Raw genomic sequence first — 14,506 nt, 5'->3', positions numbered from 1 at the left:
CGGCACGGTAAACCCGCCATCAAGCAAATGCTTAACAGAGGGACTTAATTACCGCGTTAATTAATAACCAGGTCCGGTATGCAGTACTGAGGGTACTGAACGGAAATAGTTGTAGTTGTGCTGCTTATCTTCTTCCGTAGCAGTCCACTCCGTCTCTAACTTAGCAAGATCTTCTTGCAGCTGGTCAAACACCTTGTGCATATCGTCCTTATACTTCGCATCGACACCATTGAGCAGGTTAGTAAAGTCACCTTGCAGTAGAGTGAATCGAGCCTTGCCGGTTGCCAATGCCACGAATGCCAAAGAACGCCATTCATTTATAGCGGTAGTGCCGCCATCCATAGGCACTTGAACCTTGCTAATGCGAGGGTCCAGAGCCGCACGTATACCCGTTGTGCCATAAACTTGATGACGAATAACCGTGTGGTGAATAGTGTCCGAAGCAAAGCGTGCAACACCCGCCTTAGTCTGGAAGCTCTCGTAACGTGCAGGTAAACCCTTGACCATGACCTGTAACAAACCAGCGTGGAAATCTTGTAAGTACTTATCCGCTTGTACCGCAGCATCATTCGTATAAATAATATCGATCAATGCCGTGGTATAGCCATTCCAGATTTTAGCGTAATCTAACTCCCACTTAATACAGGCATTCGGCAATAGCTCGCCGGGCTTACCCGCAGAACCCTGCATAGTTAGCATCGCAGCACGCGCTTCAAAATCTTCATCTGCGCCATACTCGAAGTTGGAGTAGCAGTCGTTTAAGTGGTGCACCAAACTATCATGGGTGGTAGCAAAAATTTGACTAAATACCGCGCCCTCTTGAACCAAGTGTTCGGTAGTAATCCCTTCCGCCAATTCATGGGCAAAGAAGTGCAAATACATGAATGTTCTGAATGGATGCGCCCACTGCCCTTGCGCCTCAAAGGCGTCATGCATCGCCACTTCAACCAGGTTATAAGTCATATGTATTTCAGCCAAGTGCTTACCGCTGATCACTTGATAATACATAGAAGCTAATACCAAGCTTTCCGCACGACGGAAGCTAGGGCTGCGCGGGTCTGCTAGCAATACATCAGTGGAGTGAGGCGCCACGACAGAAATCAATTCCAAACGCTTCTTTGTGCTGTTTACTTTAAAGTAAGCCGCACCGCCATAGGACTCATAATCAGGCTTGGTTTCATAGTTCTCTAAGAAGCGGAAATCAATGGTCAACATACCCTCGCCCATTTCTGGAGCAGGCTTTAAGAAAGGCGATGCCACACCAGACTCGGCCAAATACCCCAACAACTGGCCTTCTTTAAAAGCAGCAATCGCAGGCTCAGGCGCTGTGTCCACCTTGCCGCCGTCGGGTAGATGTAAACCAAATATTTTCTTCGTAAACAAGCTAGGCCAGTATTCAGAACCGTCGCTCCAAATAGCCATACGCTTTTTATTGGTCAAGGGAATTTTAACATTCGCTTGAGGCAGGTAGTGATCCAGTATCGCCATGACAGAGAAAGCGGTCCTTGCTGTCTTTATCAATTTTTTAAACAGAGTGACTGATTCCTCTATATTAACAACGGCAGGAATACTCAAACGCTGCAGTAAAAACTCCGGGTGCACTTGATAGTATGGCTTCAAGGTGGTTTTTGAAGGTGGCTTTTTACCACCATAAACTTCCGTCAAATTAAGCGGATGAGGAAAACGGTCTGCGCTAACTAAAAAGAAATACACCGGCGACCAAATCGTATTACTCAACATGACGAGGAAACCACCGAGGGTCTTCGGCAATAAAATCACCGTCAATACCAAACCTGTAATACAAGCACCCACAAAACCCCATAGAGCCAAAGAGCCCTCTGGTAGCACCACTGCAACTGACTGAGAAAAGCCAATGTCTGCAGCCGTCACTTTTAAGATTGCGCTGTACAGTAAAATACCAGAGATAGTACTAATAGTATGGAAGGCTGTGCTCCTCCAGGGAGTAGCAGTACCGATCAACAATGCCGTTAGCTGCGATGCAGCCTGCCCCACTAGCAACCACGCAATGATTTCTCCGCCTGCTGGGATTGTACCAGTTAGCACCATGATTATTTGAGCAACCTGAATACCTGCCAGCGCGAATGCCACAAGGGCCTGTGCACCGCCAAAGAACAAAGCGAAACCCAAACCAAAACAGGCGCCGCCCGCAAGATAGAGCATGGCAAAGCGCATGTCTGCATGAGTCACAACCATACAAGTAATAAAAAAGAAGATGGTAGTAACCACAGGGGCTAAATTTAATAGACGAAGATTTAAAATGAATACGCCAAACTTAGTTCGCGTTTGCTGAAAGGCATGACCGCTCAGTAACAAACCCAATTCAAACAACATACCTAAAACACTACCAATGATAGTGAACAAGAAAGGTAGCCACATCCATGCGGCCATATTCGCCCCAGCCTGAGGCGGTTTCAAAAAGGTAAACAAATCACCCAGCCAAGCCAAGCCCGTAACAGAGGGATTGAGCAGCTGAATAAACATAACGCTAGACAACGCTGCCATAAACAACAAACTCAATATAGAAAAAATTGAGGGCAAGGTTGCATAGGTAGGCTGTTCTGGCTTTTGAAAGCGGACTTCATCCGCATATTGAATAGGTATGGGGGTAGGTATAGGTGATCTTTTTATTTGTCTGACGACCTCGTTACCGCCTCTTTTAATTGATGCAGGATCCTGTCCCGCATCATCCTTCAGTTGAACTGCAGTTTCATTTTTCATATTTGCCCTTTTTGCTTATTTATTATTTAAGTGAGAGTTTTATTCGACATTCCGCACGTAGTTTTTTTGTGATTTTCGAAGGAGTTGCCTACACGTTCGTAAAAGATACGATTGTTGCCCATGATAGATTTTTAAATGTGAATAAGAATGTAATATGAAATTTAAGCAATGTACCACCTCATCAATAATTCAGAAGAAAGACATTAATATGGCATGGAAACTTTTTAATATTCAATAAGTAGTAATTATAATTACACTTACTGTGATCTACTCAGCAATAAGTATAATTATTTAGGGGTACGGTACGTAGGTTTTATAATTATTACTAACAAAAAACTGGACATTCGCCGTTAGAAAAATTATTGCGACCTAATTAAACGGTCGAAGGATACTAGTTTGCTAACGCAGAAAGGGGGAAATAACGCCAGAGGTTGGCATAGCTGGTTTGGGAGCTTATGATTACTTTGGACAATAATGTGCATTGCGCAACAAATTTTTAAGCACAATTATTGAGTGATTGATGTATCAAAGCTTCTTTTTTCAACCATTTGATAAACACAGAAATGCGAGACTTTCTGATTGAACCTGAATGATATACTGCTGAGTACTCAACGCCTGGTAGTAGGCTTATATCAAATGGCTTTACGAGTAACCCTCTTTCGATAAAGTCTCCGGCTAGGCTATCTGTTCCTGGACAGACACCATGGCCTGCAATTACCGCATTTAACCCCATATCTATTGTTTCAACTTCCATCGACTGAAAAGCTCTTTTTTTAATATCGACATTAGCTTTTTGGAACCATTCTTCCCAAGAGAAGTGGTGATTGCGAATCCCTTTAATCAACCAACAATCAAGAAGATGCTTAGGCTCGGTAAGTTTCATATTGTTAGCAAGTTCTGGAGAGCATACTGGAAACACTGGCTCATCGAACAAGTGCTCTCTGACGAGGGATGAATCGTCATTACTTCCAACCTCACCGATTGCTACATCAACTTCACCTGCAAGTCCTACTTCCGGTTTAATAGAAGAGCTAATACGTATGAGTGTTTCGGGGTACTCTATAGAAAATTTCCACAGCCTAGGCATTAGCCATCGGGAAGCAAAAGAAGGCGTTGTAGCAACCGATAGTACACCTGCTATCGGCTCGGGCTGAGTAGCGTTTAATCCCTCAGTAATTATTTCGAACGCCTGAGATACTTTTTCATAAAGCCTCTTACCTTCAGCCGTCAGCACCATATCTCGCCCTTTACGAATGAATAGTTTACAGCCTAATTCTACCTCAAGTTGCCTTAACTTCTGACTGACCGCAGCTTGGGTAACACATAATTCATACCCTGCTTTGCTATAGCTTCCCAGTCGTGCAGCAGCCTCAAGATAACGCAGGTTACTTAAGTAGTGTAGTCTTTTGTCCATAAGCTGTTCTTATATGTCCTGTTAGAAACCATCGTTCGTAATTTATAAAAGATTAGTGGATAATAACTATAAAATCAAAGACCTTTAGGAATGTAGCTATATAAAATTTTGTAGTTACAACCATTTGTTGGTTAAGGAGAGCTTATTAAAAAAATTGGATTGGTTGGAGGGTTGAGCTATGTCTCAACACTCGAATACTACAGGCTTATCAACGCGATGGTCAGGCAAGAACTCGGTGGACATTCCTCTGCTCGTTTGGTTATTGAAAGTCTGGATGAACGAGAGTTTTTGGATAAGAAAAAAGAAGATGAAACTGAAAAGGCTTGTGAAGAAATGATAGTTGATGCTGTCGGAAGCTTGATAAATGCTGATGCGGAAGTTATTGCCTTATGCGCTAACGGACTGCATCGTTTCGAAGATGCAATAAGAGAAGCTCATGGTATTGAGCTAATAAATATTGCTGAAGCTACCGCTGCAACTCTTTCTGGTCAGCACATATATCAAGCTGGTTTATTGGGTGTTAAGGCAACGATGGAAGGAGACTTTTATAAGGAGAAGCTTCTCAAGTATGGTGTTGCTCCAATAATCCCTGACACTTCAGAGCGTAACTTAGTGCAAGAAAAGATTGTATCTGAGTTAGTTCTCAATCAATTTACTTTGGAAACAAAAAATGAGTTCTACAGCATCATCGAACAGTTAATCGACCAGGGATCACAAGGTATTATTTTGGGGTGTACAGAGATCCCACTACTGATAACCGAACCTTTATGGCAGGGCGTACCTTTGTTTTCTACAACAGAAATACATTGTAGAGTAATTGTTAACAGCGCATTGAGTCTATAATCTATGATTAACTATCACAATTTCATTTCAGAACTGCACAAAAGAAGCTATCAAGAGCAGAGTTCAACTTCTCATTCGTGTCAAAAAATGAAAAATAACAATGTGGTCGAATTCAGAGCACTTGTGTTACTCGTTATTTTTTTCTCGGTATTATTGGCTCTTTTTTGGAAATAGTGATCAATCAAACGCCTACGATTTGTATCTCTTGCAGGAATAGATATACAAGATTACGGAGAAGTGACTATTGTTGCGCGATCTACAACCGAGTAATTACGTTAACAAAGAAAGGGACGATTTTGAGTTAGCAAGGCTAGCTAACTCATTATTGGACAGAAACGGCTTAGAGCTAATGCTTCAATAAGGACGTTTCGCATTACTGAAAGTAAAACGACTTTTACATCAACGCCGCCCTTACCGGAGATCATTTTTTCTGGGCCTTGTTAAGCACTTTACTGACCCATTATTTTGAGAGCAATGTATGGTGCAATTGCGAATATGAGAGTGAAAGTTTGATAATTTGCTAAGTACTTGAAATAGATTTTCGGCAGTTCTTCTTCGGGGACACTGAATAGTTTGCTGTGTAGACCTGTGACGAATGGTTTCATTATAATCAGCACAAAAGCAGCGAAAAGCAGCATCCCAATATTTAGTATTGATACCCACCCGAGAAGCTCTGTTAATTGTGAAAGTGTGATCATAATTATATATCCTTATTTTTATTTAAGTACCAACGCCCGCATAATGGGCGGATTAGCTTGGTTATACTTAGCGAAGAATGAGCACCAACCAAGCGTGAGACCTCCATATTGATGCGTTTGTTATGTATTATTTTCGCTTATATAGGAGACCAAATGAACCTTTTGACCAAGAATCGGAAAAATAATCTCCAACTTTTAAAGATTCAAAGTTCCTTTTACCTTTCCTGCTTTCCTGCTTTCCTGCTTTCCTACTTTCCTACTTTCCTACTTTCCTACTTTCCTACTTTCCTACTTTCCTACTTTCCTACTTTCCTACTTTCCTACTTTCCTACTTTAATCGGGGACTTTAAAAAGGTAAACATAAAAACAAATCGCTCCTATTGGAAAGATAACTATTTAAAAGCCCAAACATATATTCATTAAGAATAGTCTCGAACATAAATGTTGGAGCGATATTATACTAAACACGATACCTGAACCAAATTGAATTAATGCCCATTTACCATATATATTTTGCCAACTTTGAAAATTAAAGCCTGACTCAAATAGAAATGAAATTGCTTGCCCAAATGGGAGCAAGACACCAACAAACATTGCACTATACATTGAATAAGCGAGGACTATTTTAAAAGCTGCAATTTTATAATTACGTCTGGCCGTAAACAGAGATAATACAAAAATTAAAACTAGAGCTGCTGGGACAATATATATCGAAAATTTTCTTTATTCATAAATATGATCAACTCAGCCGATCAATTTTGCATGATAAAATGTATGGTAACCGATGTGGATATATAGTTGGTGAGTAGAGGCTCTAACTCACTTTGGGGCATAAACGGCTTAGTGCTATTGCACTTTATTCCAATGTCTTTTCACTGTAGCAATGCCCAAACCTAATACTTCAGCTACTTTAGATTGCGATAATTTGATTCTCGGTTATTATGCTGTTAACTATGGGTGGCGGTTTATCAGTATTCGCTTTGGAGATGATGCTTAATGCTAATGGCAGTTTTGGTGCAATCTTGTTCAGTGGCTAGCAGATTGGCCTTTACACATGGTAAGTATTTTATGCCCATTACTGTGCACCATAGTCCTAAGAAGTACTGCATATAAAGAATTTGTTGAATATTATTATCACCTGCAAACCAATCGTAGACGTGAACGTAAAGCATTGAAGACCGCTATTGAAAGATTAAAAAAATAATAGCACACAGTAAAAGCAGCTTTAAATAATAACCACAAAAAAGCCTTAATCACGATATATCAGATTAAGGCTTTTTTAATTTCTGAGGTTTAGCGTTTAATCGCTAGCAGCAGAGATGTAATCATGAATACGGTCTTATTTTGAATAGATAAAAGCATACAAGATTTTCAAATACTTATGTCTTCAGTGCGACATAAGTCTATTTTTTCGATGTTGGCCAAACAAAGGGAGCTGGCTTGGTGGAAGTCGTTTCTGCTACTGCTGTATTCTGGGCGAGTATCGCCCTGATTAATTTCCCCGTTTCTTTATGCTTACTACAAAATGTTTTTAGGTATAAAATTTCAACTCTACTGCGTGCCCAAGGGGTTGTACGCAGAAATTTCAAACTTGACTTAAGACGCGCTTTATTGGTAAAACAACGAATATTAAGTAATTCCCCCATCTTATCCCAACCAATTTTCTTCTCTAGCTCGGTTAGAATCTGTTCAAGTTTCACGCCGTGTAGCGGATCATTACTATTATTCATAGTCTACCTAAAATCAAAAAATAGCATTGTAACAAGTTTCCTAAATATTGACAGACTTATGCGTTTAACTCAGGTGAAAGTGCACCAATAACTTTATGGAAAAGCTAATGTACCCAATGAGCTTACTGCAGATCTTTAAAGAATAAGTAAACTAACGTCAGAAATATGCATAATTAAGACAGGAAAATATTGTTAGCATATTAATTCACCATCAATAATAAAGCCCGAATATTTCTATTCGGGCTTTATTTTAAATGATTAGAACTGTGCTATATTTTGGGCTTTAAAGTATGTGAATCGCATCATAGAAAGCGGTATTAGCGCTCATTTGAGCGCCTCTTTTTGTTCATGTTTTAAAGCATGACCATTATTGAAACCTTGTTCTTTTACTATTTTCCAATAACCGAATAGCTGCAAAATACCCCATATAACTTCAGGGACAAAGTAAAACCAAATCACACCAGAAACATTAAAATTCGTTATATAGATAACCATCCATACAGCAAAGATCAGCCTTGCGACTCCGTCATATAGCCCCAGTATAACCATCGGGTAGCAGACCCTTAGAGTCGACCACGTCAAAACCAATGTTGCAAGTAAGCTAACAAATAGTAAGTGAAAGTAGTCAAATTCAGGCACAGTCCCTGATAATGACAAAGTTTCATGGATATATGAAAAATTGCCAATATGCCAGATAGCCCACGCTGGTAATATGAAAGGGATAATTATCACAATGTCATAAATAGCACTCATTCTTAACAATGTACTATAAGAAAGTTTTTTCATCAGGTTAGGTCTCATTAGATTTCAGAATACCAAGCTCAAGAGCTACGTTAGTCATAGCATCGGCTGCAAAGTCTAGCTGCTCTGTAGTGTGACTTGACGTCACGATGAAGCGAAGCCTCCCTTCTGTACTGCCCACTGCAGGGTAAGCAATAACGGTAGTGAAAACACCATTATTGAGTAATTCCCGACATAGATCCTGTAACTTTTCATGGTCACTGACATAAACAGGAATAATAGGGCTTGTACTTTCACCTAAATTAAACCCCTTTTCGAGGAGCGCTTGTCTTAAATACGCATTATTTTTCCACAATTTCAGGCGATAAGAGTTATCTGTAGACAGTACTTCTAGTGCTTTTTGTGCAGCACTAGTGGATGAAGGGGGCAAAGTAGCCTGAAACATAAACGGCCTTGAGATAACACGCAAATAGTTGATATAACGTTTATCACATGCAACAAACCCTCCTAGTGATGCTGTAGTCTTAGATAAAGTCGACATTATAAAGTCTACCTGATTGGTACACCCTTTTTGATGCACTAGCCCTTGTCCATACTCACCATAGATGCCGAATGAGTGAGCTTCATCTACGAATAAATAAAAGTCGTACTTTTGTTTTAGGCGACATATTTCTTCTATGGGGGCTTCTTCACCGCTTAGCGAGTAAACTGACTCAATAATAACAAAAATATTTTTGAATCCCTTTTCAGTTGCGCGGGCTAGTCTCTCCTCTAGCTTAGCTAAACAATTATGCTTAAAGGATCGGAATGGAGCTGATGTGTTCAATATTCCTTCTATAAGACTGGCATGGCACTCTTTGTCAAATATCACATAATCGTTTTTTGTGATAAGAGCACTGATGAAACCAAAGTTTGCAGTAAATCCTGTAGTAAATAACATTGCACATTCTTTTCCTACAAATTCAGCTAAGCTATTTTGTAAAAAATGGTGTGAATCAATTAGACCGCCAGCCATAGCGGAAGTCCCTGTGCCTGTTCCGTATACTTTTGTTGCTCTCACACTTGCCGCAATCACTTCGGGATGTCTGTTAAGTCCTAAATAATGATTGGTGACAAATGAAACACATTCACGTTTGGTATTATTATCTGGGTCACACACTATTGAGTTAGCAGCGTGGCCATGTTCAACATAACGATTGTAAGAAAATAAGTCTTTTTGGATCAGCTTATCTACAGCTTCATCACAGGCTGTCACTTTTTCTTTTAGTGAGATGTCGGATGTCGCAGCTTTTTTTGCAATTAAACCCCAATTAATTGAAGTTGTATCTTTCATAATAAATCCCTTTATATATATGATGTTATATATTTAGCATAACACTTTGGGGATGGTCAATTATTAATACTAAAGACTGGATGTTAACAAGTTGGTGTTGTGGTTGTAAGTTGATAATTCAAAGCCTTTCGTCACGATTGTTTAACGTTGAAAATGCACTTATCTAAGTTAAAACATGAATAAAAGGTATTGCCTAAGCCATATTTGGACAAAAACGAGCCAGTGACTTTTCTAATTTAGCTATCCTTGAATAACTTTTTGTATCCCAAAACGTACCAACCACCATTTTCATCGGTGGTCGATTTACAAGAAAATGGACGATATCTTTCACTCGTTATTTGAGTTGCCAGCATTATTTTATGCAGAACTTGCAAGAAAACATTCAGTACATCGCTCATCTCTGAGATATTTTTGCCCCGAAACATTTTAGACTTTCTTAAGACTCTTTATTATCATGGCTGGTTTACCACCGTAAATACTTCCGTATAGTAATCCCTAATTTTACGCTCTCCATAGGTTGGAGCAATACTGTCATTTCCCATAACAGTTAAGAAAAACTCAGCAGCACCACCCCATTTCTCAGGTAGGTGTTTCATTAAACACAAAGTTAAACGCCTTAGACAGTCAGGTAATCGAATAATATTCACGTCTTTATACTGTGCTTCAAAAGCAAACTGTGCAATCTGAGTTATTGTTAATACTTCAGGGCCACCTATGTCTAGTTCTTTCAAGTTAGAATTAATAGCTTCAATACAAAATGCAGCGAGGTCTTCACCATGAATTGGGTTTAACTTTATCGATGAAGAGCCAAACAAGTAAACACTACCTTTGGTTGCCATGTGATAGATTTCTTCTAAATCAGAGAAGAAGCCGTTTGGTCTAATAACGCATGGTTGTAGTCTTTCTGAGCTGAGTAGGCGTATAGAAAACCTTTCTTTAGCTCTCAACATACGAACATTGGAATATTTTGGCGCATTGAGCGCTGAAATATAGATAAATTTCTCAACTCCTGCTTTTTCAGCCTCTAGCAGAATGTTTAGATTGGCTTGGTAGTCGATATCCATATACTTCAAACCATCTTGCTGTCGAGTAATACCTAAGCAAGAGATAACGACATCGACATCATTGCAAATGCCTTCAAGTTGTTGCTGGTTAGTAACTTGCACCTCAATAATCTGTGCTTCATTTACCCCGTTTATTAGTAACTTTTGTTTGTTGCGAGCCAGCGCAACAAAGTCCTGTCCACGCTCTTGTAGTTGCTTAACGATATGTAGGCCTAAGTAGCCAGTCGCACCCACAACTAAAACCTTTTTTGATGTCGTCATCATATTTTCCTTACCTTTTACGGCTAATTACTCCGCTAATGTTCGGCGATACGGTTCTTCTCTTACGCCATGAGAAAGTACTAACTTCATTATGAAAATTGGAGCTATCCACTCAAGACCGACAGGGGAAGGTATAAGCTGAGCAAGAATGATCGATAGCATTACGATCAACAATGCGACAGCGCGTTGTAGGTACAAAGGTATAAAATGAATAAATACAATTGATACCATCATCATGCCATACCAAAAGAAGGCATAAGACCATGCGATGTCAAAACACAGTGGAATCGCAAACAATTGAAAGTGGATAGCTGGGAATAGAAATTTACTTCTAACCAGTTTTCCCAGCCAATTAACATCTAGGTTTTGGTCGGTATAAAGATAACGCTTCATTGAACCAAGCGAGTTTGTTAGCACACCACCAATCATATCCAAGGTTAAAACGGCTGCTACGATAATTTGTAATACACTCCAATCAAGCTCTTTCCACGCAAAAAAGTATAGGATTGCTGGTGCTATGAATGCAGCATAATTTGCAATTGCACTCTCAGCTTTAGTCGCACCATAGCCTGTTGTGAAATTAAACTTCCCGTTGCACTGCCAGTTAATAGGTGCACCTTTTAAGGTTATTTGATCTTTGGTCATGTTGTCCCCTTCATTTGAAATTATTACGGACGAGCAATATACAACCTTATTTAGTCCGATCGGTCCAAATAAGATTAACCGATCAATTTGGATCTTGTCAATGTTTTTAGTCCAACTGGTCTTTTAAATGTTGGTTTTTATCGTCCAGTGGACTTTTAAAGGAAATGAGAATATAGTCCTAGGGACTTTAAAAGGGGCGAAACCATGCCAAAAATCGTAGATCGAGAAGCATACCGTAATAAATTAATCACCAAAGCAGTTGATATTTTTTCAGAACACGGGCTGAACGGGTTAGGAATGCGAGGCATTGCAGAAGCATTGGGTGTATCCAAAAGCGCTCTTTATCATTACTTTTCAAGTAAAGAAGAGTTATTTACCGCCTGTACAGAGTTTGTGCTAGAGCCACACTCACTTTATGGCGTAGATAGTACTTCAGCTCTACCTGAAGACAAGGAGCAAGCCATAGTCCAATTGATAAAGACCTTGGATAGCCGTTTTAAGGGCGAAATGACGGTGCTACTGGACTATGTCAAAAATAGGGACAGCCAAGATATAGCGAATGATAAGCTTCTAAAAATGGCTGACAGCAAATTCCTAGCTGAGCTAAATAAAATCGTAGGCAGAGGGAATGCTAATCAGGCGTATGCTTTGTTACTTGGTGGTTTAATGACCCGACTACTAAATGGCAACCAAACCAAAATTGAAGAGATAGCGTCTTGGATCCTCCAACTTTCAGGGGGGGATGCGAGCTAGCGGATATTCTTTTTTGCTCTGGAAAAGGAGCGAATTAGACCAAGGGTACTGACACTTTCTGCCCCGAACCGTTCTACACTCTGCTCTGCTCTACTCTACTCTGCCATAACGACAAGTATCGCAAACTCAGCAGCGTCATCCGTTGCTGAATAATCACACTAAGTTATTGATACAAATTACCAGCCACAACGTTCTCTAAGTGGCTTTATGATATTTTCTAAACCAGAGGTATTGAAAACAGCTGTAATGGCGCTTTTATTGTACAACGTTACTTGAGTCACTAACTTAGGAGAATCAAGCATCTCTTTTATGAAAGGAATTGGCTCGTTGTGATATGTGGTATTTTTGTCAGTAGACATACTCCAGTTTTGAATCATTGCTTTATGCGTACCGACTTGGGTCAGAACCGAAGCTTCGAGACCAAGATAGTCGTTCCAGCCAATATAGAGATCTGTTGTATTATTTTTACACCTTACAACCAGAGAAACCGGTTTACCCCATCGGTTTTTTCCAGAATCAGCATTCAAAGTCAATGTGATGGCCTTAGAACCATCTACGGATACATACCACTTTCCTTTGCCCACGAACGACGCTGGTTTAACTTGACGGACATTAAGCTTTTTAGCTACAGCCAAATTATCAAAACACTCAAGTCTAACCAGATCCCCTTCAACAATAGCGCATTTAGCATATTCTTTTTCAGTTATTGCAGCGCTAGCGTTTGCAGCCAACAACAGTGAGGCTGCTACCAGTAAAATTTGTCTCATCATCTTCAGCTCTATCCTTGCGATGCTTAACGCTTTAATACTCTTTATGAACAATACCTTACCAATTTATTGCTGCAAGGTAAACGGCCAGCGACTATTGATGATTACTCTCGTGCGGTACGCCGCATTTCTGCTTATTTTGACCTTTCATCAGATAAGTTTACGACCTCGAATCTAAGCCTGCAACAATTGCAAAAGACATGACCAAAAGGCAAGTAACCAAATGAGAACAATAGTCCTCACGTACAGATAACGTCGAGCAAATCCATTCAGCTGGTACTGTCATCGCGTTTTTCTCTTTGCTATACTTTTTGCTATACTCTGCCGTCGGCAAACATACTGTCACGACAGTAACTTAAACTCTATTACTCGGCATCACGACCGCATAGATATAAAGGCTTAACTTGGAATTATTAAACATTGACTGCCTTGGCAAATCGCTGCGGCTAGAAGGCTCGCTAGCAGGCTGGCAACAAGTATTTTGGGACGACAAACTCGTGTCGGTGATCAACGCCTCTAGTGACAATGAGGGCAGTAAAACCCATGAATTTGAACTCAACCAACACAGCGATGATACGCAACCACCAGCCAGCATCCTTATAAAGCTAACCACCGAGCTACTCTGGCAACCCTTTAAAATAGACTACGCCTTGTATGTTGATGAACAGCTCATTAACCAAGGCCAGCGCGACACAAAAGATATTGAACGGCAAACCCCGCAACATCCAGTTGTTGCAAAGCAAAAGTTTAGCTTAATTGGTTTAGGCTCGCTGGCGTTAAAGTTATTGAAGAGTGCCAAGGTTATCAAGGTAGTGCTGGCCGGCGCCAGTCTGGCTGCTTATTCATGGCTATTTTCATGGCAGTTTGCCCTCGCCTTGATTGCTTGTCTGGTGTTTCATGAATACGGCCATGTTAAAGCCATGAAATACTTTGGTATGAAGACCAAAGGCATTTACCTGATCCCGTTTATGGGCGGGTTAGCATTAGGTGATGATAAGATTAATACCCGTTGGCAAGATGTGGTGATCTCGATTATGGGCCCCACCTTTGGCTTGCTCATGTCGCTGCTGTCTCTTGTCGCCTACTGGCTAACAGGGGAAATATTCTTTGCCGGACTGGCCAGCTTTAACGCCTTGCTGAATCTATTTAACTTGTTACCGATTTTACCGCTCGATGGTGGCCACATCCTAAAAAGCATTAGCTTTTCGATGAACAGCGTCGTAGGCCTAGTTGCTTGTATCGCTGGAGCCGTGGCCGGGGTATTCATCAGCTATAGCTTAGGCCTAGCCCTGCTTGGCTTCATGCTGTTAATTGGTAGCGTCGAGATCGTATTTGAATGGCGTAGCCGTCATCAAAGCCATTTATTACCCCTCGACAGATACGGGCAGCTGTTTTCCGCTACCTGGTATATGGCAACAGTAGGCGCACTTATTGGCGTAATTTGGTACTTTGCCGGTATGGGCGATGAGTTACTCTCCTTGCCACTGCAGATATTACAAAGCTAATAACCAGCGGTAC

At 40.5% G+C, this 14,506-nt stretch carries 12 protein-coding genes; 3 read left to right on the top strand and 9 right to left on the bottom strand.

The window, feature by feature from the left end; all coding sequences use genetic code 11:
* Window positions 1-60 precede the first annotated feature (60 nt).
* Both HWV03_RS08425 and HWV03_RS08420 read right to left on the bottom strand, forming a co-directional pair.
* On the bottom strand, window positions 61-2,739 hold the full coding sequence (locus tag HWV03_RS08425; protein ID WP_211679297.1) for a hypothetical protein: 2,679 nt from the start codon (window positions 2,737-2,739) through the stop codon (window positions 61-63).
* A gap of 496 nt (window positions 2,740-3,235) precedes the next feature.
* Window positions 3,236-4,153, bottom strand: a complete 918-nt coding sequence (locus HWV03_RS08420; protein WP_211679296.1) for a LysR substrate-binding domain-containing protein — start codon at window positions 4,151-4,153, stop codon at window positions 3,236-3,238.
* A 159-nt stretch (window positions 4,154-4,312) separates the two neighbouring features.
* Here HWV03_RS08420 and HWV03_RS08415 point away from each other — a divergent pair, with 159 nt between their 5' ends.
* Window positions 4,313-4,996 carry an aspartate/glutamate racemase family protein gene (locus HWV03_RS08415; RefSeq protein ID WP_342357629.1) on the top strand — a complete coding sequence of 228 codons (684 nt, stop codon included), beginning with the start codon at window positions 4,313-4,315 and terminating at the stop codon, window positions 4,994-4,996.
* 449 nt (window positions 4,997-5,445) lie between these two features.
* On the opposite strand, the gene HWV03_RS22740 is transcribed toward HWV03_RS08415, so the two are convergent.
* The 6 genes from HWV03_RS22740 to HWV03_RS08390 all read right to left on the bottom strand — a co-directional run bounded on the left by HWV03_RS22740 (window position 5,446) and on the right by HWV03_RS08390 (window position 11,468).
* The gene (locus HWV03_RS22740; protein ID WP_446724896.1) at window positions 5,446-5,694 is read right to left on the bottom strand and encodes a DUF6868 family protein; all 249 of its coding nucleotides are present in this window, start codon (window positions 5,692-5,694) and stop codon (window positions 5,446-5,448) included.
* Between the two features lie 1,403 nt (window positions 5,695-7,097).
* Entirely contained in the window at window positions 7,098-7,424 is a 327-nt protein-coding gene (locus HWV03_RS08410) for a VF530 family protein (protein ID WP_211679294.1), read from the bottom strand.
* Between the two features lie 324 nt (window positions 7,425-7,748).
* Entirely contained in the window at window positions 7,749-8,210 is a 462-nt protein-coding gene (locus HWV03_RS08405; protein ID WP_211679293.1) for a hypothetical protein, read from the bottom strand.
* Window positions 8,211-8,214: 4 nt separating this feature from the next.
* Window positions 8,215-9,498, bottom strand: coding sequence for an aminotransferase class I/II-fold pyridoxal phosphate-dependent enzyme (locus HWV03_RS08400; protein WP_211679292.1), 1,284 nt, complete (start codon window positions 9,496-9,498; stop codon window positions 8,215-8,217).
* A gap of 452 nt (window positions 9,499-9,950) precedes the next feature.
* Window positions 9,951-10,823 carry an SDR family oxidoreductase gene (locus HWV03_RS08395; RefSeq protein ID WP_211679291.1) on the bottom strand — a complete coding sequence of 291 codons (873 nt, stop codon included), beginning with the start codon at window positions 10,821-10,823 and terminating at the stop codon, window positions 9,951-9,953.
* A 27-nt stretch (window positions 10,824-10,850) separates the two neighbouring features.
* Window positions 10,851-11,468 (bottom strand): hypothetical protein, encoded by a 618-nt coding sequence (locus HWV03_RS08390; RefSeq protein ID WP_211674954.1) that lies wholly within the window; start codon window positions 11,466-11,468, stop codon window positions 10,851-10,853.
* Between the two features lie 204 nt (window positions 11,469-11,672).
* Here HWV03_RS08390 and HWV03_RS08385 point away from each other — a divergent pair, with 204 nt between their 5' ends.
* Window positions 11,673-12,221 carry a TetR/AcrR family transcriptional regulator gene (locus tag HWV03_RS08385; RefSeq protein WP_211679290.1) on the top strand — a complete coding sequence of 183 codons (549 nt, stop codon included), beginning with the start codon at window positions 11,673-11,675 and terminating at the stop codon, window positions 12,219-12,221.
* A gap of 176 nt (window positions 12,222-12,397) precedes the next feature.
* Here HWV03_RS08385 and HWV03_RS08380 read toward each other — a convergent pair whose 3' ends face one another.
* Complete coding sequence (locus HWV03_RS08380; RefSeq protein WP_211679289.1) at window positions 12,398-12,991, bottom strand: type VI secretion system-associated protein TagO; 594 nt, start codon at window positions 12,989-12,991, stop codon at window positions 12,398-12,400.
* Between the two features lie 401 nt (window positions 12,992-13,392).
* On the opposite strand from HWV03_RS08380, the gene HWV03_RS08375 reads away from it, so the two are divergent.
* Window positions 13,393-14,493, top strand: coding sequence for a site-2 protease family protein (locus tag HWV03_RS08375; protein WP_211679288.1), 1,101 nt, complete (start codon window positions 13,393-13,395; stop codon window positions 14,491-14,493).
* The last annotated feature ends 13 nt before the right edge of the window (window positions 14,494-14,506 follow it).

The sequence above is a fragment of the Moritella sp. 36 genome, assembly GCF_018219415.1.
Lineage (GTDB): Bacteria > Pseudomonadota > Gammaproteobacteria > Enterobacterales > Moritellaceae > Moritella.
Note: the sequence above shows the minus strand (reverse complement) of the source record. Positions and strands in the feature narration are given on the sequence as shown.

Excerpts from the sequence above, each read along its gene's own strand:
- HWV03_RS08425 (WP_211679297.1), bottom strand. The coding sequence starts at position 2,739 with ATGAAAAATGAAACTGCAGTTCAACTGAAGGATGATGCGGGACAGGAT.
- HWV03_RS08420 (WP_211679296.1), bottom strand. The coding sequence starts at position 4,153 with ATGGACAAAAGACTACACTACTTAAGTAACCTGCGTTATCTTGAGGCT.
- HWV03_RS22740 (WP_446724896.1), bottom strand. The coding sequence starts at position 5,694 with ATGATCACACTTTCACAATTAACAGAGCTTCTCGGGTGGGTATCAATA.
- HWV03_RS08410 (WP_211679294.1), bottom strand. The coding sequence starts at position 7,424 with ATGAATAATAGTAATGATCCGCTACACGGCGTGAAACTTGAACAGATT.
- HWV03_RS08405 (WP_211679293.1), bottom strand. The coding sequence starts at position 8,210 with ATGAAAAAACTTTCTTATAGTACATTGTTAAGAATGAGTGCTATTTAT.
- HWV03_RS08400 (WP_211679292.1), bottom strand. The coding sequence starts at position 9,498 with ATGAAAGATACAACTTCAATTAATTGGGGTTTAATTGCAAAAAAAGCT.
- HWV03_RS08395 (WP_211679291.1), bottom strand. The coding sequence starts at position 10,823 with ATGACGACATCAAAAAAGGTTTTAGTTGTGGGTGCGACTGGCTACTTA.
- HWV03_RS08390 (WP_211674954.1), bottom strand. The coding sequence starts at position 11,468 with ATGACCAAAGATCAAATAACCTTAAAAGGTGCACCTATTAACTGGCAG.
- HWV03_RS08385 (WP_211679290.1), top strand. The coding sequence starts at position 11,673 with ATGCCAAAAATCGTAGATCGAGAAGCATACCGTAATAAATTAATCACC.
- HWV03_RS08380 (WP_211679289.1), bottom strand. The coding sequence starts at position 12,991 with ATGATGAGACAAATTTTACTGGTAGCAGCCTCACTGTTGTTGGCTGCA.